The sequence below is a fragment of the Mesorhizobium sp. WSM4810 genome, from assembly GCF_055811235.1.
On record NZ_JBVVQV010000023.1, the window covers coordinates 79837 to 102683 of the forward strand.

At 58.9% G+C, this 22847-nt stretch carries 12 protein-coding genes and 2 pseudogenes; all 14 read right to left on the reverse strand.

Annotation, left to right across the window (positions count from 1 at the left end; genetic code table 11):
- Positions 1–348 precede the first annotated feature (348 nt).
- Entirely contained in the window at positions 349–10380 is a 10032-nt protein-coding gene (locus tag AC0L3O_RS26770; protein WP_473617072.1) for a calcium-binding protein, read from the reverse strand.
- A 448-nt stretch (positions 10381–10828) separates the two neighbouring features.
- Complete coding sequence (locus tag AC0L3O_RS26775) at positions 10829–11200, reverse strand: hypothetical protein (RefSeq protein WP_473617073.1); 372 nt, start codon at positions 11198–11200, stop codon at positions 10829–10831.
- A 430-nt stretch (positions 11201–11630) separates the two neighbouring features.
- Complete coding sequence (locus AC0L3O_RS26780) at positions 11631–11942, reverse strand: hypothetical protein (RefSeq protein WP_473617075.1); 312 nt, start codon at positions 11940–11942, stop codon at positions 11631–11633.
- Positions 11943–12002: 60 nt separating this feature from the next.
- Positions 12003–13445, reverse strand: coding sequence for an HlyD family type I secretion periplasmic adaptor subunit (locus tag AC0L3O_RS26785; protein ID WP_473617076.1), 1443 nt, complete (start codon positions 13443–13445; stop codon positions 12003–12005).
- Between the two features lie 3 nt (positions 13446–13448).
- Positions 13449–15659, reverse strand: coding sequence for a type I secretion system permease/ATPase (locus AC0L3O_RS26790; RefSeq protein ID WP_473617077.1), 2211 nt, complete (start codon positions 15657–15659; stop codon positions 13449–13451).
- A gap of 456 nt (positions 15660–16115) precedes the next feature.
- Positions 16116–16820 (reverse strand): annotated as a pseudogene (gene istB / locus AC0L3O_RS26795) (IS21-like element helper ATPase IstB).
- Positions 16820–16993 (reverse strand): annotated as a pseudogene (locus AC0L3O_RS26800) (IS21 family transposase); the annotation flags it as partial. The pseudogenes istB and AC0L3O_RS26800, both read right to left, overlap by 1 nt.
- A 242-nt stretch (positions 16994–17235) precedes the next feature.
- Positions 17236–17619 carry a hypothetical protein gene (locus AC0L3O_RS26805; RefSeq protein WP_473617079.1) on the reverse strand — a complete coding sequence of 128 codons (384 nt, stop codon included), beginning with the start codon at positions 17617–17619 and terminating at the stop codon, positions 17236–17238.
- Positions 17620–17839: 220 nt separating this feature from the next.
- A complete protein-coding gene (locus AC0L3O_RS26810; RefSeq protein ID WP_473617080.1) occupies positions 17840–18421 on the reverse strand; it encodes an NAD(P)H-dependent oxidoreductase in 582 nt (193 codons plus the stop codon).
- Between the two features lie 65 nt (positions 18422–18486).
- Positions 18487–19758, reverse strand: a complete 1272-nt coding sequence (locus tag AC0L3O_RS26815; protein WP_473617081.1) for a sensor histidine kinase — start codon at positions 19756–19758, stop codon at positions 18487–18489.
- On the reverse strand, positions 19755–20336 hold the full coding sequence (locus AC0L3O_RS26820; protein ID WP_473617083.1) for a hypothetical protein: 582 nt from the start codon (positions 20334–20336) through the stop codon (positions 19755–19757). Before AC0L3O_RS26820 ends, AC0L3O_RS26815 begins: the two co-directional genes overlap by 4 nt.
- A gap of 5 nt (positions 20337–20341) precedes the next feature.
- The gene (locus AC0L3O_RS26825) at positions 20342–20989 is read right to left on the reverse strand and encodes a response regulator (protein ID WP_473617084.1); all 648 of its coding nucleotides are present in this window, start codon (positions 20987–20989) and stop codon (positions 20342–20344) included.
- Between the two features lie 598 nt (positions 20990–21587).
- Entirely contained in the window at positions 21588–22070 is a 483-nt protein-coding gene (locus AC0L3O_RS26830) for a hypothetical protein (protein WP_473617086.1), read from the reverse strand.
- Complete coding sequence (locus AC0L3O_RS26835) at positions 22067–22270, reverse strand: hypothetical protein (protein WP_473617087.1); 204 nt, start codon at positions 22268–22270, stop codon at positions 22067–22069. Before AC0L3O_RS26835 ends, AC0L3O_RS26830 begins: the two co-directional genes overlap by 4 nt.
- Positions 22271–22847: the final 577 nt, after the last annotated feature.

The window sequence follows — 22847 nt, forward strand, 5'->3', positions numbered from 1 at the left end:
TTACCAAAATGCGGCTCAAATCGTTTCCCCTCTTCTAGCAGGCAACTCGCCCCTACTAATCAACCATTACATAGCTTAGCCTGAGGTTCAAAAGGTCGCCAGACCGGACCAATTGTGCCCCATACTGAAATGCGATTAAGGATCTCGTGATACGCGTCTCCTATCTGACTTTGGTTTTCGTGACGAGATGTCTGGCTAACTGCGAGAATAACGATCGTACCGAGCGAGACAGGCCGTCAAGCAGTCCTTTGAAAATCCTGGCGTGTCGGAGCACGACCCTTCGAGGCCGATCCGCAGGTGAGTGGTAGATCCGAGCCGACGCACGCTCGGATCCGTCAATCGCTCAACTCATGCTGCCGCCCAGGACGATTGCATCGCTGCGGCGATAGTGCCTGTCTGAGCCGGATTGCCAAGCAGAGGGTCACCAGGCTGAATGCCTGACCCCGTTGGCGACGTTGCCGGATCAAACCCGGCCATGGCAGCGACCAGCGTTGCCACGTCGGAGTGATTGAGCACCTTTCCATCGCCGGACTTTATCGTCTCGACGACATTTCCTGGCCCGGCGAACCAGTTGCTGATCGTCACCTTGTCGGTGGTTCCCAGCACCGAGACGACCAGGTTGTTGCCCTGCTGGCTGAACCAGAGCTCGTTGGCGTCGATACCCGCCCCGAAATCCAGCTCGTCATTGTCGTTGTAGGCACCGGACTCGACGATCGTGTCGGCCCCGCCGCCTGCGGCGAAATGATAACTGTCGTTACCTGTCCCGCCGACCAGCGTGTCACTACCGGCCCCGCCGTAAAGCGCATCGCTGCCTGCATTTCCGTTAAGCGTTTCACTACTAGAGAGACCGAACATGATATCGGCGTCCGTGCTGCCGTTTACGGTAGCACCGGCGGCTTTGGCCACGTAGAAGTTCCTCGTGGCTTGGCCGTCGAGGGCAAGTTTGTCGATTTTTGCGTTGTCGAACGACTGCTGGTTTATTGAAACGGTGTCCCAGTACGATCCGTTGTTGATGTAGACAACGAGGTTGTCCTGACCGACGCCTGACCATGAGAAAGATAGATCATCCGCTTTGATACCACCTGTCAGCGCTAGCGTATCGGTGCCGGAAGCAACGATCTTGTAGAGGGAGTTTAAGTTGGTTATCCAGCGGTATCCTCCCACCCATGTATCGACCGTTCCGCTGGCGGAAACCCCCAATGCCTGCGCTGCAGCGATATCGGGCGCGGAAGAAGCCACGACTGCTACATAGTCCTCGATCAAGTCGTTGCCATCGCCGCGCCTGAATACGTAAGTATCGTCACCATCCTGACCATTCGTATAATCGTTGCCGGCGCCACCAAGCAGGGTGTCATTTCCGCCGCCGCCGTTCAACACGTCATCGCCGGCGCCGCCGTAAAGGGCATCGTTGCCGGCGTTGCCGTTCAGCGTTTCGTAGTTTCTGGAACTGTCCAACCCGAAGATGATGTCGGCATCGGCACTTCCGTTGACAGTGGCTCCCTCAGCCGTGGCCACGTAGAAGTTCCTCGTGCCCAGTCCGTCGAGCGTCAGCCTTTCGATGCGCGCTGCTGCCGTTGTCTGCTGATAGAGCACGACACTGTCGCCTGCAGGACCCCCGGCGATCGTGATCGCAAGATTGTCGCTACCGGCGCCAGTCCAGGAGAATGAAAGATCTTCGGCCTTGATGCCGCTTTCCAATGCCAGCGTATCGACATTGCCCTCTGTCGCTTTCTGCAGGCCGTTGATGCTGGTGTTCCAATAATAGCCGCCGACCCAAGTGTTGACGATACCTGTTGCGGAAACGCCTTTCGCCTGTGCCGCGGTAATGTCGGCGCTTGCGGTGGTTGTGAGGACGTTGAAGTCCTTGATACTGTCGGTGCCGTCGCCGCGACGGAAGACGTAACGGTCATCGCCGCCCGCACCATTCAGGCTATCGTTCCCAGCGCCACCATAGACCGTGTCGGTGCCCGACCCGCCATTGATGACATCGTTGCCGGCGCGGCCATAAAAGATGTCGTTGCCGCCATTGCCGTTGATTGTCTCGTTGCCACCGAGTCCGAACAGGATTTCGTTAGCCGAGGTGCCGTTAAGTGTAGCGCCGCCAGCGCTCGCGACCCCGAAGGTCATCGCGCCCAGCCCGTCGAGCGTCAATTTCTCGATTCTTGCTGCGGCGATTGCCTGCTGATTGATCGTTATGCTGTCTCCGGCAGGCCCTCCAGCTATGTTGATCACAAGATTGTCGTGGCCTATACCTGTCCACCCGAAAGAAAGATCGTCCGCCGCAATGCCGCCGGTAAGTACAAGTGTGTCAGCGTTGTTACTAACAGGAACGATCTTCAAAAGGGAATTCAAGCCGGTGTGCCAGAGATATCCCCCGACCCAGGTGTCGACAATTCCGCTGGCAGAGACACCCAATGCCTCCGCAGCGTCCAAGTCGGCCGTTTGCCAAGGATACACAAAATCCATACAGATATCTTCGATGGTATCGCTGCCGTCGCCCCGCTGGAAAACATAACTGTCATCGCCATCGAGGCCGTTCGCGTAGTCGTTTCCAAGATCACCAGCGAGCATGTCGTTGCCGCCGCCGCCTTGAAGCGAGTCATTGCCAGCGCCGCCAAATAGACTATCGTTTCCGATACCACCGGCAAGCACGTTATCGGCAGAATTGCCGGCCAACACGTTTGCGGAGTTGTTGCCGGTCGCATTGATCGCAGCTGAGCCCGTAAGGGTCAGATTTTCGACATCTGCGTCGGAAATCGTGTAGGTCACGGAACTGAGTACGATGTCGGTGCCCTCGCCCGCGGCTTCAATGACCTGATCTCCGACTTCGTCGACAATGTAGGTGTCGTTTCCAGTATTCCCCCTCAGCGTGTCCGCACTGGTGCCGCCATCGATGACATCGTAGCCGCCGCCGCCATTGATCGTATCGACGCCAGCACCGCCCTGGATGTGATCGGCGCCGGTGCTGCCGGTGATCGTGTCGTTGGTGGTTCCCGTGGCGATGAACTCGACGCCGACGCCGGTGGTGGTTCCCGTCCCGGTCGTGGCATTGGCGGTTACGACTGAGGTTGATTTGCCATCGGCACTGACATCGGTGGTGACGGTTTGCGTCACCACTCCGCTGGAATTGTAATCTGTTACCACCTTCCGAATCGACCCGTCGATGCGGGTTATAGATGTCTCGGTACGTTCATAAGTGCCGTTGTTGTCGGCATCCTTAAGCAAAGTTGTGGTCAGTCCGTCGGCACTAATCGTCATAGTGCCTTTGGCGACAACAACGCCACTGCTGTTCTTTTCTGTGAACGTGGTGACGACGGAGTCATCGATTTGGGCTTGAGATACCGCGGCAACCTCGAAGTTGGTCGTGCTCGGGTTCGAGGTTGGATTGCTGGTCGGATTGGTAGCGTTCCCGTCGAAGTCGAAATATGTCGTCGTCGTCAGGCCGTCCGCGCTCGTTTTTACGATGGCGTTTTCCGCAACATCGTTTTTCCAATATACTAAGCCCGGAATAAGCAGACTGACATTGCGATATCCATTGTGGAAGCTTTCCGTGACCGAGCCATCCGCGGCAACGATTGCTGCCCGGATGTTGTCAAAGCCGCCATTGTCAATATCCGTTCCTGTGTAGATGGTACGGCCGTCATCGCTAGTGACCGTCTCCCATGCGCCGAGAAAGGCCCCGGAAGCGTTCTTGTCCCTTGCATCAGTCTCTATCGAACCATTCCCAAGATATGCTTTGGTGGCCGTGCGTGTTTGGTCGACGGTTCCGTTGCCATCGAAATCCCATGCCGAAATCGTGCTCAGGCCGTCTGCGCTGGTGGTTATGGTGACCTGAGCCGATTTATAGTTGGCCGCGCTGAAGTCCGTGATCACCGTCTTGACCGAGCCGTCGACTGCATTCGTCGTCACTTCGGTCTGGTCGACGGTGCCGTCACCATCGGCATCGCGGTCGATCGAAATTGTCCGCTTGTCGCCGCTCGTCGTGATGATCGTGCTGTCGAGCAGAATACCGCCCGTGGTCGATCTCTTGATAATCTCGACGGTCGCGCCATCGGCCAGAGTAAGTACGCTGTCGCTCATGGTGCGATCGAAACCGGCCGCACCGTCTATGTCTTCCTGAGTGGTCGTCGTCCTGCCATCGGCACTTGTCGTCGTAACGAACTTTGACAGCTGCGAGCCGTCGGCCTTCAAATTGCTGACGGTTCGCGTCGACGAACCATCGGCGTTGATCGTCGTTACGTCGGTCGTGTCCTGGCTGAAGGGATCCGTTCCGAACATATCCCGGTTCGTCGTGATCGACAGGCCGTTGGCGCTGGTCGTCGTGACGAAAGTGCTTTTCAGGACAGCGCCTTCGAATTTGCTGACGGTGCGCACCGTCGAGCCATTGGCGTTCAGCACCGTCACGTCAGTCTGGCTGCTGTCGTAGCTCCCATCACCATTCATGTCCCATTCTTTGGTGGTGGAAATACCGTCGCCGGCTTTGGTGATCCTGGTCTGGTCAGCCAGAAAAAGTGTCGGGGTCGCCGTCGTCGTCAATTGATAGTATTTGACGACCGTCACGATCGAACCATCGACGCCAAGCGTTGTGTCGCTGGTGGTCTTGGCCGTCATCGTCGGCATTTTGTTAATCGACGTTGGCCCGTACAGCGTTACGCTGTGCAAACCGTCGGCACTGAGTGTTGTCGTGTTTGTGGTGGTCGAAGCCGATGACCAATTTTCGCTGTTGGGGCCAGACATGGTCGAGGTCACGCTGCCATCGGCATTTCTCACAGAGGTGCTGGTGATATCAACCGAACCGTTTCCGTCGACATCTCTGGCGACCGTGCTGGTAAGTTTGTCAGCACTCACCGTGGTAACGGTCTGACTCTCCAGTGCGCCGTTCGATTTCCTGTAGGCGAGAGTCTCCGTCGTGCTGCCGTTGGCGTTGAGCACTGTCGTGTCGGTCATCGAACGGCTGGTGGTCGTGCCGACCGCCGCCCACGTCACCGTGTTGGTCAAACCGTTGGCGCTGGTGACGATCGTCGTCTTGTCCTTGACCGCGCCGGCGCCGTCGAGATCGGTGATGGTTTCGGTCTTGCTGCCATCGGCGTTGAGCACGACTACCTTGGTGGTCGACTGATCGATCGTGCCATTGCCGTCCAAATCGGTCGCAAGCGACTCCGACAGGCCGTTCGCACTGATAGTATGCGTCGCCTTCGACGTCAGGACACCTCCGGCACCGTAGGTTCGGGCCGTTCCGGTGGTCGAGCCATCGGCATTCAGAACGGTGGTCACGTTCTCGTCAGTGGTTCCATTGCCGTCCAGATCGTTTGTCGTCGTGACGTTATGCCCGTCGCTGCTAGCGATCGTCTGCGTGCGGAAAATCTGGGCATTGCTGCCGTTCTTCACCGTGATGGTATCGGTCTTGGAACCATCGGCAGCCAGAGCCGTAGTTGCAGTCGTGGTCCGGTCGATCGTGCCGTTGCCGTCGAGATCAGCCTGGGTCTCGGAAGTCAGGCCGTTGGCGCTGGTCGTGGTGATAGTCTTGCCCACCAAAGCACCGCTCCCGGCGAGCGTCGAGACCGTTCTGGTTGTCGACCCATCTGCATTGAGGACGGCGACGTCGCTGGACTTCGCCTCGACGACGCCGTCGCCGTCCGCATCGAATTGAGTATTAACACTAAGTCCGTTTGCCGCCACTGCGGTGATCGTCTTCGACAGCAGCGCGCCGTTGTTCGATGTCTGCGAGGTCGTGGTGGTGCGGACGCCGGTGGTGGCAATGACCGTCACCGCCTGCGTTGTCATATCATAGACGCCGTCGCCATTCACGTCCTGCTTGTCGGTCCTGGTAAGTCCATTCGCAGACAGCGTGGTTTCCGATTTGGCGTGCTGAACGCCATTAATATCCGTGTCCGATACAGTCGTAACATGGCTCCCGTCGGCGTTCACGACATCGACCTGCATCCGATCGGTCTTGGTATCGCCGTTGCTATCGATCTTGGTGGTGGTCGTCTTGCGGTCGGCGCTGGTCTTGAGTTCGGTCCAGGCGAGCATCGCACCGCTGGTGCTGGTCGTGGTCGTGGTCACCGTGCGGCTGCCGTCGCCGCCGAGTACTGTGGCCTGGACCGTCGTGCGGTCGACGGTGCCATCAGCATTGATGTCGTCCTTCACCGTCTGGGTCAGGCCGTCGGCGCCCGTTATCGTGGAGGTACTGCCGATCAGCGCCCCGTTGGCGCTGGTGGTGGTCACCGTGCGCGTGCGGTTGCTGGAGCCATCGATGGTGGTCACATCGGCGACAATGATATCATGGACGCCATCACTATTGAGGTCGGCCTTGCTGGTCAGCGAGAGGCCATTGGCCGAGGTCTGGTCCAGGGTCTTGCCAACAAGCGAGCCATCGGGATTATACTGATTGACGGTCGATGTGGTGACGCCCGTGCCATCGACAGCGATCGTCTTGACCGAATCCAGATGGCCATCGCCGTCGGAATCGGACGCTATCGAAATCGTCTTGCGGTCAGCGCTGGTGTTGGTGCTCGAGCTCGACAGCAGCGAACCGTCACGGCTTTTCGTCTGCAGCGTCTCGCTCCGGCTGCCGCCGGACCCGAGAAGCTTCACATCGGACGAAACGATGTCGTAGAGCCCGTCGCCATCGAGATCGCTTGATGTCGTCACGACCCGCCCGTTGGCGCTGGTAGTGGTGGTCGTTTTGCCGATCAGCGCGCCGGTGCCGGCGAGTTCGGAGACCGTCCGGGTCTTCGAACCATCCGCATTCAGGATAGTGACGTCACTGGATTTGCTTTCGACAACCCCGTTGCCGTCGGCATCGGTCTGGGTATCGATGCTCAGGCCATTCGCCGATACCGCTGCAATCGTCCTGGCCAGCAATGTGCCATTGCTCGATGTTTGGGAGGTCGTCGTCGTACGGGTGCCGTTCGAACCGATAACGGTCACCGCCTGGGTCACGGCATCGTAAACGCCGTCACCATTCACATCCCGCTTGTCGGTGGCGGTCAGGCCATTGCCGGATATCGTGGTTTCCGACTTGGCATACAGGGCGCCATTGCTATCGGTGTCCGACACGGTGACGACGCTGCTGCCATCGCTGTTGACTACCGCGACCTGAGTACGATCGACCTTGGTGTCGCCATTGGCGTCGATCTTCGTGGTTGTCGTCTTGCGGTCGGCGCTGGTCTTGACTTCGGTCCTGGCCAGCACTGCGCCGCTGGTGCTGGTCGTCGTCGTGGTGACCGTGCGGCTTCCGTCGCCACCGAGCACGGTTGCCTGGACCGTGGTGCGATCGACGGTGCCGTCGGCGTTGATGTCGTCCTTGATCGTCTGGGTCAGGCTGTCGGCACTGGTGGTGACGGCCGAACTGTCGACCAGCGTGCCGTTGGCGCTTCTGGTCGTGACTGTGCGCGTGCGGTTGCTGGAACCATCCGTGGTCGTCACGTCAGTGACGACAGCGTCGTAGATGCCATTGCCGTCGATGTCCGCCTTGCTGGTCAAAGACAGGCCGTCCGCGGAGGTCTGGCGGATTGTCTTGCCGACGAGCGAGCCATCCGAATTGTACTGACCGACCGTCGAGGTCGTTACGCCGGCACCATCGATAACGATCGACTTGACGATATCGACATGGCCGTCGCCATTGGCATCGGTCGTTATCGAAATCGTCTTGCGGTCAGCGCTGGTGTCGGTGGTGGAGGCGGACAGCAAGGTGCCGTCGCGGCTTTTGACCTGCTGCGTTTCTGACAGGCTGCCGCCGGTGCCAACCACCGTGACATCCGACGAGACGATATCATACCGTCCATCGCCATTGAGATCGGTCGAGACCGTCTTGGCCAGGCCGTCATTGCTTGTCGTGGCAACCGTTCTGCCGATCAGCACATTGGTCGAGCTGTAGGTAGAAACCGTGGTAACCGCAGCACCATTGGTTCCATTGGTGATGGCAGTTACATCGCGGGTTTCATAGGTGCCGTTGCCGTCAAGGTCGTGCGAAACCGTGCGTGTCCGGCCATCGGCGCTGGTGACGGTCTGCTCCCTGTCGATCAAGGTGCCGCCGCTGCTGGTATCGGCAACCGTCTTGGTGCGTGTGCCATCGCCGGCGACGACGGTGGTTTCGGTGCTGACGAGATCGTAGACGCCGGTGCCGGTAGAGTCGCTCTGCACCGTTTTGGTCAGACCGTCGGCCGACGCGGTCGTCGCGACCTTGCGAAGCAAAGTCCCGTTGACGCTGTTTTCGGAAACTATGGTTGATGTCGAGCCGTCGGCATTCCTGACGAACACCTGTGTCTGATCGTTGACGCCGTCGCCATCCTGGTCGAGCGCTGTGGTGACCGTAGCGTGGTCGGCGCTGGTCGTCGTCGTGGTCCGCTCAGCGACCGAGCCGTCGGTGTTGAAGTCTGTAATGACACGTTTGCGCACACCCGCCGTCACTGTCGTGACATCGGTCTGCGAACGTTCGTAGGTGCCGTTGCCATCATCGTCGAACTGAGTCGTCGTCGACAGTCCGTCGGCACTCACGGTGATGCGGTTCTGGAAGGCCAGCGTGCCATCCTTGTCGTAGCCGCCAAGCGTGGTGGTCTTTGAGCCGTCGCCATTGGTGACGGTGATGGTCTTGATGATGTAACTGTTGGCGTCCGAGGCCAGCACGGCATCGCCGACAGCACCCGTGGTCCCATCGGTCTTTGTATAGGTCGCCGTACCGGTGATGGCCGAACCATCGGCAAAGTTCTGGCCGCTACCTGTCGCCGTCAGCCCGATCGAGGCGATGCCGAGCGACGCCAGCGAGACAAGCTGGCCGTCGACCATGATCTTGAATTCGGACCAGCGCTCGTCGCCCGCGTCGAGCAGGCCGTTGTGATTGGTGTCGAACACGCTTTTCAGCGCTTCGAGATCGCCGGTCGCCGTCTGGTCCCATTCGGTGAAGACGAACTCGCTGGAGCGGCTGATCTTGCCGTCGCCATCGGCGTCGAGCACCAGCACACCATCGCCGGCACCGGCCCAGGCGGTGCGGTGCTGGTAGCCATCCCCATCGAGATCGACAAATTGGTTGGATGAGGCCAGCGTGTCCACAGAGAGCCCGTTGCCGTCCAGGTCGAGGAGGACGGGTCTGTTGCCGGCCGAGTCGGAACGGCCACTAGTGCTGCCGGATCCGCTGGCGCTACCACCGCTCGATGTCGAGCCACTGCTCGATGTCGACCCACCACTGTAACCCCCCGTTGAACCGCTGTAACCGCCCCCGAAAGAGCTCCGACGGGAGGCATCGCTACTGGTATAATTGCCATGATGGTCATGGGGAGTAGTAGAATAGCCACCAACGTCATTCACAGGGCCGGACCTGGTGGCGCCCGCTTCGGTCGTATGATCGGACTTGCTGGACTTCCCAATCCGATCCATCATCTTCTGCAAGTTAGGATCGTACGGATTCACACCAAGCTGAATGGCGCCTTGTGTAACCGCCGCCCTGGTAGCAGCGGTCGATAAACCTTTATCCAATGAAATCTGAGCAAGCGCACCAAGACGATCGATAGGGGCGGCACCGTTGGTGTAGCCAACGCCAGGGACGTAAACCATCTCTGGCACATACACAGGTGGCGCAACCACACGCGGCGGAGTTACACGGACAACAGGGACACGTTTGGTAACAGGGACGCGCCTCGTAACAGTAACAGGCATAGGCATATAGTTTGCGTCAACGATTGGCGTCGAAAAATTATACTGCGCCGGAAGACCTAACGAAGTTGGACTGACCCCTAATGCGATGCTGTTCAATAGGTTCCGCGAGACAGCCTCTTCCGCCTGATACGCTGCATACGACCTCATGCTGTCCTCTTCAGTCTCTCGAAATGAAGGAGTTGCAGCAGGTGATGTAATGCTTGGCTGATTAGTGCTTGGATTCGGTGGAGTCGCAGATCTATCCACGGCACGCGCGTCGGCTTCGGTGGCGCGTCGCGCCGCTTCGGCCATCGGGACATCAGTCTTGTACCCGCGGTCGCCGTAGACGTTAGTGCTTTTTTCAATACCGGAGCGCCGCGCCGCCTCGGTCATCGCGACATCAGTCTTGTACCCGTAGTCGCCGAAGACGTTAGTGCTTTTTTCAATACCGGCCTGGCGGGCAGCCTCTGCGGCACGCGCCGCCTCGGTCGATTCAGAACGCATCGCGTTGGGTGAAATGCCATCGGCATGGGAAGCGATCGCACCAACCACTCCGCGATTTTGTCCCGCCCAATCAGCGGGTGTCATGTTCTCTTTGGGTGAATTCCAACCGGTCCAGTCCTTAAGTGTTCCCTCATAGAGCTGTTGTAGAGCAACAGCGTCGTAGGCAAATTGCAGGTTTGGATAGTGTGGCCTGCTGACAGGAGAATTAAGGTCGTATGTACTTCCGGCAATACCTGCCAAGTACGCACTATTTCCCACCTGTGACATCGCCGCCGCAAACGCAGCACCGGGAGTATAGGTTTCCTGTCCGTAAGTAACTCCCAATGATACCCCGAGACTACCGTACCAACCAAACCCAATACCCGGCAGACCGGCAACCCCGTCTAGGGAGGCGCCAAAAGACCATGAACTTGTTGAAAAATCTTTACTTACGCCGACAAATCCTCCGAGGCCGTAGCCTTGTCCGAACTCGAGACCAAGTCCTGTGTCAACAGCCAATCCGGCATTTGACATGGTAAAACCTACCGTTGCTCCCCAAAAAGTTCCAGAGACGCTCTTAAACGTCTCGGTCGAGTAATCGAAAAGGTTAGCCCCTCCAATAGTAACTGTCCTTTTCGCTCCTGCAGAATAGCCAAACCCAATTGGCCCACTCCCCCAAATGCCGCCGAGACCACTTCTCGCTTCGAAGCTAACAGACATTGCCTACTCCTAATTTAGCAGATATTTCTGGGCATATGGTTGCTGCAGTGACTAAAATCGATATTATTGACGCAATCAGTAACGCTTTCTTATGCACCCCGATTGGATCCTGAACCCTTCGATAGGGCGCCCCACGCACTTGAGGATTACGAACGACTCCGACAAGTTCTGCTCCCGATACCAAAGTGAACATTCCAGATATCAAAATCAATATTTGAAATCTATCATTACTACCATTGATGCATTTACATAACGTATTTAAAAACCCAAAGTACCCTGCCAATGAAATGATTAGCAAACCTAAGAAAATTGCAAAGTTAACGGCTAAATATGATACTATCAACTTCATCTCTGAGTTCATTTATACCTGTCCTTTAGCCTGATCCCGCGAGCGCATGAAGAACCTCCTCTCACCCTCATGTGTGACGTCGTTCAAGACGTCAGCGCTCCGCCTCCGGAAAGCCGGGCCTGATCGTCGCTGGCCTGATGCGGAGCTATTGAACACACGCCAACCCTGCCCATGAATTTTCGCGGAAAACTCGCTGAGCGTCAGATGTAATGGAGAAATCTAATTCGCCCCATAAAACCGGCTCTCCCATCGTTGCCACAGGAATAAGCCACACAACATTTATTGCACACAAGTTACGTATCGACGCAACATTACATCGCGACATTAAATTACGTCAATGGTTTGGCTTATACTTGTAAAGCATTTTTAGTCACCATTCAAGTATCTTCAGGAGTGTCTCAGATTTAAATTCAGATCACAGGCTGCGGATCCAGGAGACCCGTCAGCGAGATCTGGTCCACCAACCGCCGGCACGGGCAGCCGCGAAGCACACTTTTCTAGCGTCAGACTTTAGCCCGGCTTTTAAAGAGGCGAAGCCACGCTCGTACTCGCGAGTATTAATGTACTTCCTGTCCTGGTGCATGAACTTGCCAAAGCCGGCATCGTTATGAATGACCACATCAGGGCACAGCAAAAACGCTGCCTTCTGGTAGCCAGTGTCAAACGCAACCGTATCGGCGTGGGCATTAAACGACACAAGCGAGGCGACGCCAAAAGCAGCAACCGCCATGCGAGCACTTTGAACGCAGTTCATTGTTTTATTCCTTCTTGAGAATTACTTAGATCTAGGTTGCTGTGACGAGCCGCCTCCGTCTCAGCGCTCGTGGAAGGCCTCATCCGTCATCTCCATCAGCGGATCGAGCAGGAACTCGATCACCCGGCGGTTGCCAGTCCTGATCTCCGCCGTCACCGACATGCCGGGGGTCAGAACGACATCTTTGCCTTCGACGCGGATCGAGGTTTCGTTGAGCGCGATGCGGACCGGAAACACCAGCGGCCCGGCAGCATCGCCAGCAGTTTCTTCCCTGCCCGCCGGCGCCTGCGGCGCGCCGGCCGAGATGGCATCATTGGACACGGTCAGAACTTTGCCATTCAAAGTCCCGTATTTTGTGAAGGGGAAAGCTTCGAGCTTGACCCGCACATCCTGCCCTTCGTGCACAAAACCCTTGTCGCGGTTTAGCAGCATCGCCTCGATCTCGAGTGCCGTGCCATCCGGCACGATCACCATCAGCCGTTGGCCAGTCTGCACCACTTCGCCCAGCGTGTTGACCTCCATTTGCTGCACGCGGCCTGCTACCGGCGATTTGAGCAGGCTGGCGCGCTCGAACAGCTCCGCCTTGGCCAGATCCTGCTGCAGCACGCCGATCGAGCGGTCGATCTCGATCAGTTCGGTGGCGATCTTGTCGAGATAGGCTTCGCGGCGCGCGCGTTTTTGCGCGCCGAGCGTCCGAATGGTGGCTTCAAGCTCGGCGATGTGGCCTTCGTCGGCCACCACCGCCATCACCTGGCTCTGCTCGCCCTGGCGCGCGTCGATGGTGTTGGTCTTGATGCCGACCTGTCGCTTTTCCAGTTCCTCAAAGACATCCAGCCGGTCACCGGCCAGGCTGACCAGCTTGCGGCGCTCGACCAGCGACTTGTTGCCGCGCTCGATCTCGATCCGCTTTTGCGCAATCTCGGCCTCGAGGCTCTCCTGTTCGGCCTGATAGGCGGCGAGCGACTGGCGCATCTGCAGGCGCTGCAGGTCGACGAGCGGCGCCGGTGCATTCGGCGGCGCCACCAATTCCGCATCGGTGGCCGGCGTGCCGTCGGCAACGGCATCGACCAGCGCCTTGAGCCGGGCTTTCGACACTTCGGCGGCAGCAAGGTTGCCGGCATTCTTCTGTCGCTCGGCTGCGTATTCGGCCGGCTCCAGCTCGACCAGCATATCCCCGGCCGCGACGCGATCACCAGCCCTGACGTGCAGCGCCTTGACCGTGCCGGTGATCAGCGGCTCGATGACCTGCACCTTGCCGATCGGGATCAGCTTGCCCTGGATGGTGGCATGGGTGTCGACGCGGCCGAACCACGACCAGGCCAGCGCGCCGGCGGCAAACAGCATGATCAGGCCTGAGAAAATACGCGCGGCCGGCGAGGCTGGCGTCTCGAGGATCTCGATCGCCGCCGCCTGGAAAGCGCGTTCGTCGCGATTGAGGGTCGGACGCTTGTTCTCGGCCTCACGCGCCACCCCTTCCCTGATTGCTTGCCAGTAGCGCCCCATCGCCTACTCCGCCGCCTCTGCTGGCATTGATTGGGCGGTCGGGCGCTGTTCTGCCTGCAACCGGTAGAGCTGGGCATAGCGGCCGTTGAGCTTCAGCAGTTCGTCATGCGAGCCCTGTTCGGTGATGCGGCCGGCCTCGATGGTCATGATACGGGTAGCGTCGCGAAGCGCGGCCAGCCGATGCGCGATGATGAATACGGTGCGGCCCCTGGCCATCAACCGCATGTTCTGCTGGATGACATATTCCGACTCGTAGTCGAGCGCGCTGGTCGCCTCGTCGAAGATCAGGATGCGTGGGTTGGTGACCAGCGCCCGGGCAATGGCGATGCGCTGGCGCTGCCCGCCGGACAGATTGGAGCCGCGCTCCTCCAGCACCGTGTCGTAGCCGGATTTGAGCTGCAGGATGAAGTCATGCGCGCCCGACAGTTTTGCCGCCTCGATCACCCGCTCAAGCGGCAGCGCCGGGTCGGCCAGTGCGATGTTCTCGCGCACCGTGCGGCGAAACAGGATGTTCTCCTGCAACACGACGCCGATCTGCCGGCGCAGGCTGCGCGGATCGATCAGCGCCAGGTCGACGCCGTCGACCAGCACGCGGCCGCGTTCCGGCACATGCAGCCGCTGCAACAGCTTGGCCACGGTGCTCTTGCCCGAGCCGGACGGCCCGACAATACCAATGATCTCGCCGGGCTGGGTCTGGAATGAGACGTCGCTCAGGATCTCGCGCTCGCCGGGGCGGTAGCGAAAGGTGACGTGATCGAAGGCGGCATGGCCTGCTATCTTGCGCAGCGATCCCTGCCCGGCCCCGCCCGATAGCTCGATTGGCGAATTGAGGATGTCGCCGAGCCGGTCGACGGAAATGCGCACCTGCTGCAGATCCTGCCAGAGCTGCGCCAGCCGCAGCACCGGCCCGGAGACGCGCCCGGCCATGATGTTGAAGGCGACCAGCTGGCCGACGGTCATGTCGCCGGCGACCACTGCCTTGGCGCCGAACCACATGGTGGCGACGATCACCGCCTTGGAGATAAACTGGGCGGTGTTGCTGGCGAAGTTTGCGAGCCTGGCGGTGCGGAAGCCGGCGGCGACATAGCCGGCAAGCTGGTCTTCCCAGCGCCGCTGCATCTGCGGCTCGACCGCCATCGCCTTCAGCGTTTCGACGCCGACGATGGATTCGACGAGAAAAGTCTGGTTTTCGGCGCCGCGGTTGAATTTTTCCTCGATGCGGCGGCGGAATTCTGGGGTCACCGCCATCGACAGCACGACGTATGCCGGGATCGACAGGATGACGATCAGCGTCAGCCATGGGCTGTAGAGATACATGACGGCGAGGAAGACGAAGAGAAACAGCACGTCGAGCAGCACGGTGAGCGCCGAGCCGGTGAGGAAGGCACGGATGTTCTCGAGCTCGTGGACGCGCGCCACGGTCTGGCCGGTCTGCCTTGCTTCGAAATAGGCGATCGGCAAGCCAAGCAGATGATGAAACAGCTTGGCGCCGAGCGCCACGTCGATGCGGCTGGTGGTATGGATGGTGGTATAGGTGCGCAGGCCGGTGAGCAGCACCTCGAACATCGAGACAGCGGATAGGCCGATCACCAGCACTTCGAGCGTGGTCAGGCCGTTGTGGACCAGAACCTTGTCGATCACCAGCTGGAAGAAGATCGGCGAGATCAGCCCAAGCAGCTGCACGAAGAACGAGGCAAGCAGCACTTCGGCGAAGATCCAGCGGTAGCGGATGATTTCTGGAATGAACCAGGAGAAATCGAAGCGCCGCGAAAAGCCCTGCGAGAAGGCACGGCTGGTGACGAGGACGACGTAACCGCTCCACAGGAGGTCGAAGTCCGCCCGTGCAAGCTCCTGCGGCGCGCCCGATTGCGGATCCTGCAAAAGCACCTTGCCCGCAGACAAAGCCGCCAGCAGCGCAAAGCTGCCGTCCGCCTTCTCGATGATCACCGGCAGCGGCAGGCGGTCCAGCCTCTTGGGCGAAGGTCTTGCTATCTTGGCTTTGAGCTTAAGACGTTTTGCCGCCCGCACGAGGTAGACGCGATCGGCGGTCCGTTCGCCCAGACCCAGGTCATGGCGAATGGCGTCGGGATCGGCCGGCTGGCGCAAATACTGCGTCATCAGCGTCAAGCAAACGACGCCGCTGTCCAGCCCGATTATAATCGGCGTGGCCGCTCCCACATGCCTTCCCCGCAAAAACCCAATTGCCCTGATCATGTATCCGCTGCCACACAGCGCAAAAGCAAGGCACAAAGAAGAGAAAAGAATAAGTGTTGCAAATATGCCTAAGGAACAGTGAAATTACTAAATTATACAGAGCTAATATTGCGTACTGGGGTGGCGCAGGCCGAGAGCGTGGAGTATACGGTGGAGCTCGGAACATGAAATTAAGCTGCCGCCCGATGCTCGCCTTGAGTTCGATGTGGGCGATCTTCGTGTGCCCTGCCGTGATATCCTGACATGGGCTGCTCAAGCATATCCAACAAATCTGGGGTATCCGACGTTGGGATGCTCTTCTTCCCTGTCAAACGGCGTCCAAAACTGACCCCCGATCGGCGTCCAATTTGACCCCCTTAGGTAATGCGCGGCGGTCAGCAGTTCGCCCGGGCGGAGTTGGTCAGGGTTGCGCAGCCCGGGCGAGCGCGGATGGCGCTTGGCAGCTTGATAGGGTGATCAGGCGCGGTTCTTGAAGCGCCAGGATTCGGTTTCCGGTCTCGATGATCTCGCAATGATGAGTGAGACGGTCGAGGAGCGCTGTCGTCATCTTGGCGTCGCCGAAGACGGCGGGCCATTCGCCGAACGCCAGGTTGGTTGTGACGATGATCGAGGTCCGTTCATAGAGCCCTGCTGATCAGGTGGAAGAGCAATTGCCCGCCGGCCTGGGCAAAGGGCAGATAGCCGAGTTCATCGAGCACGAGCCGGGTGAGGTAGTCGGCGATACGGCCCTGCTTGCCGCCGCGGTGCTCGGTCTCGAGCCGGTTGACGAGATCGACGACGTTGAAGAAGCGGCCTCGTGAGCCGTTGCGGATCAGGGCGCGGGCAATGGCGATTGCCAGATGCGACTTGCCGGTTCCGGTGCCGCCGAAGAGCACGGCGTTGCGCTGGTCGGCGACGGTCCCGGACCAGCACCTCGTTGACCGGCGTGCCGTCGAAGTCGAACTCATCGATGTCCTTGGCGATCGGCAGCTTGGCGACAGTGAACTGGTATTTGATGGAGCGGGCCTGCTTCTCGGCGATCTCGGCCGACAGCAGTTCGCCGACGATCCTCGGCGGTTCGTGCTGGCGCTTGATGCCTGTCGCCATGACCTCGTCATAGGCGCCGCGCATCCCGTAGAGCTTCAGCGTCCCCATCAGATCCAGAACCTGGGTGCGTTCCATCAGCTTGCCCTCCTGAGGCTGTCATAGCGGGCGCAGTCGGCGAGCGGCTCGTGTTGCAGGCGAAGAGCGTCCGGGGTGAGAATGGTGACGGCCGGCGCCGGGTCGCGCCGCCGCGCCAGGATGTTGATGATGACGGCGGCGGAGCAGACATTCTGATCGAGCGCTTCCTGACAGTCCCGGCCGGCTTCCGCCACCTCCTCGATCTCACCCCTTTTGGCCGGCAGGAGGAGTGGGAGGACTCGCCTGAAGGGTGGCCCCAATCGCCCAAGCACGGCTGGGGATCGGAACGAGATGAATAACCGATGCGAAACCTGTCGAACGGCGAACGAACCATTGCGTCCAATGATGTCACAGGAAGAGTGCCTTCTGAAAAGCCTTCGTTTTCCGGAAGGCACCTTGGCATCCCCACGCCAGCTTAGGAGAAAGCGCCTACGACCACCGGGGTACGGTTCACAAACGACTGCAACAACAAATGCCAATCGGCGTCTTCCAATCCGCTGTCGCCCTCGTTGAGCAACCAGCGGAGGTGCGCGGCTTTGGCAGCGCAATCCTCGATGCTTTCGACCGCAAATCGAAGCATCTCGTCCCGTGCATGCTCTTCTTGGGCAAGGAGCTCGTTCAGTCGCATTTCGAGCCGCGCTGAAAACCGACTTTCCGTTTCGCACTCGACGAGCCGCCGACACAGACGCTCCACCTGCTCTCTCAACTGACGATGCCGTCGAAGTATCGCTATGAGCGGCCTTTCAGCGATAGGATCCTCAAGGCGTTCACCATTAAGCGTTACGATAGCCAGAGCCATGTCGCGCATCCTCAATCGTCACCTGCATGCCTCGACAGGAACGCCCCCCGCGATTCGAGTGATAGCCTGTTACCCGCCAGAAAAAAGGGGGCGTCGGCGCCCCATTTTTTCTGGTGCTGAAATGGCAAGCACGTTGATTTAAATAAATGAGGCGAATGAAGGGCCTCAGCTTATAGCCCCTCGCAGGAACAATCATCGCAACCAGTTCAGACGCCGCATCCTAAAATTGCGCAAATCTGTCTTTGACCTTCTTCAGGAAGCGGGCCCGAGTCCTGTCGGTTGAACGATCCATGTCGTAGTGGGCGAGATATTGCACTGGAGCCATCGGCCTGATCTGGGATCGTAGCAACCGTTTCACGACTTTGCGCGGAGGATCACCGGCGAGGAGTGTGTGAGCCCTCGGCGCCCCATATGTCATAACCGCTGCGAGCTTCGTGATATTAGTGAGCTTTGGCCTAACTCGACCGTTAACCAGGGCGAACGCCACACCAGGAAGCCAAACGCGATCAAAATAGCCTTTGAGGATCGCGGGAAACCCAAGTGTCCAAACCGGCGAAACGATGACAAGCGCGTTCGCCTCTTCCAATCGCCGCACATAGTTCTCGACAGCCCGTCGATTGTCGGGAACTTCATAGTAGCCGATGCGATCCTGATAGCTCATCACAGGATCGAAGCCTTCCGCATACAAGTTGCAGTTGTCGACGGTGTGCCCAGCAGTTTCCAGCCCGGCGACCGTCTCCTGGTGCAGCGCTGCCCCGTAACTTGAATCGTCCGGATGAGCATGCAGAACGAGTACCCTCATCCCCGTCACACCTCAATTTTGCTAAGCCACCCCAACCAAATCTGCATGCAAGCCGTGCCGCGCGCCTACGCTCGGCTCAGCGGAAAATCGAACTGGACAGAGGTGCCGCGGCCAGCGGCGGAGTCGAGCCGCAGCTTCCCTTTCATGCAGCGCACCAGATCCACTATACTGGCCAGGCCCATGCCCGTGTGATTGCCACCGCGCGTGGAGAAGAACGGCATCGTGGCATTTTTCCTGACGTTTTCAGTCATCCCGTTGCCGTTGTCTTCGACGCTCATGATCAGACGCCTCGCGCCGATCAGAGGTTTGTGGAGTCGACCACGTATTGTTATTTGCGGGAATTCCCGACCCTCCATCGCGGCCTCCGCGTTTCGCACCAACTCACTCAGGATCACGTGAAACTGGGATGCCGGTACACGGGCGCCAAGCGCTTCGTCGCTGACGTCCAGTTTCAGGATTTCATGTCGTTCGACATTTCCAGCAATGCCCGAGAGCAGCGCTGAAAGGGATTTCAGTTGACTACCTAGGGTCCCCTTCGGTTGCTCGTAGGCCATAATGATATCCCGCAAGCGGGTATTCATTCGTTCGAGATCCCTGGCGGCCGCTTGCGCTTGATCGATCATGCCCTTGTCGGGAGCCTCACCCTCTTTCACCTCGTCGAGAAAAAGCCTGAGCGCGCTGATATGGGACGTCGTCGTGTGCGCAAACAGGCTGGAGAATGAGCGCAGATGCTGCTCCTTCCACCGGACGAAACGCGACTGCCAGGCGGAACCGACCGCGATCAGCACGATCGTGGCTAAGCCCATGACCAGCACAAAGCCGAGGCGTCTATTCCGCTCTTCCGTGCGCGCGGCATCGCTATATGCGGTCATGTGCTCAAGAGCAGCGTTGGAAACACGGAACATGTCCGACCTCAACTCGGTCAGCTGCGCCAGCGCTTTGCTATAGTTTTCGCTTGCCTCCTGAGTCGCAGGCACGACCGCGGTTTCAATCACTTCCAGCGCGTTCGTCAGCCGTCCGATATCCCGTTCGCCGAGATAACGGCCGATGTATTCCAGTGACAATGTTTGCCGGACATTGTGCGCCAAGTGACGAACGTCCCGGTTTATCCGGGGCAACTTTTTTCCAGTGGCGAGCGCAATCTGAAGCTCTGTCATGACACCCGTCAGGCGTTCCCGAATCTGGGCCGCTCGCCATTGGATTTCATATGTCTCTTGCAGCACCTGACTGGTCTGCTGGTGCTGCCGGTCCGCTTGAAAAAACGCCCACACGCTGACTGCTACAGCGCCCATCAACACAAGGTAGAGGACGTCGACGAAACTGATCCGTCTCATCATTTGACCGGTCGCACAGCGATAACCCACCACACCCACAAATTATTGCGGGCGGGAATGTACGACGCCGGAAGGTTGTCGTACGGCCAGACGACGAAAAACGGCCCGGACTCGTCGATGTCGAGCGGGCGGTAGGTGTCGTCGGCGTCGCACTTCCCGGTCTGCCGATCTGCGTCCGTGCATTCCTTTTCATACGCGATCATGGGAGCATAGCTGTCGATGTCCGCCTTCGGCACTCGTGCCATAAAGCCATCGTCCGCGCGGACCTCTACTGCCGCGTGTTCATCGAGGTCATGCTTGGCCAACAAATCCTTGAGAAAAACGCCTCGAAACCGCACGATCTCTCCCGTCTTCGTCCATGGCGTGCGAGTCGCGCGCTCGCGCACCGGGAACTGTTTTTTCATCATGTCGATGCCGTAGGAGGCCAATTGGGTTCCCGCGTCCGTCTCGATGACCAGTTTCTCGGGATCGGTCACCGCAGATGTAACCTGGGCGAAACTGACAGTGGCGACCGCACCGGCGAACGCAATCGCGACAGTCGGCGCAGCAAGATGAAGGCCCAGGAGCTTGTTTTTCAACATGGTCGTCAGATCATACTTTTCGGCAGGAGCCCGTTTCGGGCCAGTTTGGCGCGGGCGGTTTTGTAATACTTCCTGACCGTTTCATCCGATTCCAATCCCCATGACTCTCGCGCCTGCTCGAACACTTCAACGCGCGTTGTTCCTGGCGAGCGCTGCAGCACACGATTGAAGATCTCCTCTTCGCGTTGCGTCAGATCGGAATAGTGCAGACGGAAATCCGCCTCCGACTCTTCAGCCTCCGACAACTGAGCAACGAATTCGCCCTCGGCGGCGCGCCCAAGGATGTTTTGCAGCAGATCCGAACCAAGTCCGCTTTTGCCGATATAGGCGGCGCATCCGAGACGGCGGCATTCTTCAGATTCATCGACAGTTGGTGACCCGGTCATGACAATGTGGGTCGATTCGCTGGCCGCAGCTGCAACTTCCCGGATCACGGTCAGTCGATCGGCCTCTGACGTGGGGTCAAAACCGGGTAACCCGACATCCGTGACGATGAGATGGAACTCATTGTCTCGCAGCAAATGCTTTGCACGCTCGAGCGTCCCGGCGACCAGTACCAGGGTCTGCTTGCTGAAAAATCTCTTGAGGCGGCGTTGAAGCATGTCGCCATAAAGGGGCTGGTCCTCGATCACCAGCACTTGAAAAATCTGCATTCGACACCTCGCTGCCGAACCCGACGAAGCCGCCATTTGCGGCCGCGGATTCGGACATGATGTCGCCCCCTGCTACCGTTGATTGTCGTACTTTAATTGAGGTTTGTGTCAAGCGTTTCGCTCCTGCTTTTTCAACGATGGCTGGGCCAGCCGCGGGGAACTGTGTTTTCCCGGCATCACATCACGCGCCACGTTTTGCAAATTCCCCGCCTAGCTCCGCAATGCCTTGCCAACGAGGACCGGCGTAGTCTTGCTCGCCTCCCCTCACGTAATCCGGGATGCTGTGGGGAGCGACAACGTCGCAAACGTGAACAATTCGGCGGTTTTTTCCGGTCCGGACGCGGCGATTGGCTGGTATCGAATAGACGGGAACAGTTCCCCTAGCGGCCAAAAAATTTCATGCCGGCGCAACGGCGGCAAGGCTCAGCGGCGTATCCCACACCGTTCTTGATCACGGCGGCGTCGCGATCGTTGTCGAGCGCCTGCAGCCCGACGCCGTGACACGATGCGCAAGGCACGCTGCCTTGCTGATCCTTGCCAAGTTCAGCGGCCCACCATTGGAGTTCCCGACGCTGCCTTCGGGTCAAACTGTCCGGTGTCATCCCTTTGGCATTCTCGCCGATTCTGGAAGGCAAAAAACGCCTTGCGTGATCGAAAGCACGACCCCTCCTTTCGGTTCGACGATGGCCCCCGTCCAGGCTTGCGAGTAAGTGCGGCTCGCATCGACCGCCGTCAACCACAGGACGCGGTTGTCCGCCAGCTCGACTTTCACCTCCGCCTGCAGGGGACTGTCATTGACCGTCTGCCGGTAGTGACGCTTGATCTTCACCGTCCCGTCGGGAAACACCGCGCGGCTATTTTCATATTCGATCTCGAACTTGACACCGCCTGCATCGCCGACTTTGCAAGTCCCGTCTCGCTCACAGATCGTGCGGGCCGTCGCTTCGCACGTCCAATTGTATCCTGACTGCCACATCGGATTGCCTGCCTGCGCAAACGTGAATCCGGGCACCAGCAGAGTGATGATCGCTGCGGGGACGATCGCACACATTCGAAAGAGTGACACGCTGTCAATGTTCATGGTTCTTCTGACCCGTTTACCTCAGTCTTCGGCGTGACCAGCAACGGCCCTTGTCGCCGATGAAATCCAGTGCTGGCGCTGTTCTGATAGAACGCCAGCGTCATCGCTGCCACATGCAACGCAGCATCAATCCCCTCGCGCTCTGCGCGTTCGCGCAGTTCCTCAAAATACATGTCCGCGATCTGTTGGGCGTCGCTCATGCAGCGATGTTAAAGTATCAACTCCTTTGTCGCTAGAGGGGAAAGGCGGGCTCTGCCCCCTCTCCCCAAAAAGGCGAAAACCGGCATCCCCCCATTCTTCCTCCGCGGCTTCGCCGACTCCGTGCAGGACCGGCTGCGGATCCGCATGCGAGAATCTTGCGCCGGCCCTTCGGGTGAGTGGTCCCCCTACCGGTTTTCGCCTTACAGTCACGATCCTGATCGGCCACGCGCGCCGACTGGATCAAGAACAACGTAAACGTTGGCGACAGCTTTTACGTGGAAGGCCGGGTTGGCAAACTCGTCCAACGAAAAGGACGGCAAGACGGTCTACACGACCGATGTTATCGCGGCGATATTCACCCGCGTCCATCCTCGCTCCGAAGCGAATGAGAACACTGACGACAGCGACGAATACTTAACGACATGGGCGGCGAAAGCCGCCCTCCCCTGTGCAGCGAAGGCGATCGGCCGGGAACGGATGCGCCGACGGCGCAAAGCCGAACCGCCTCGGCGGCACCGCGTATTCCGAAGGTTGTCGGCAATCATGTTTTTACTTTAATTTATGCGTCGTGCCGCT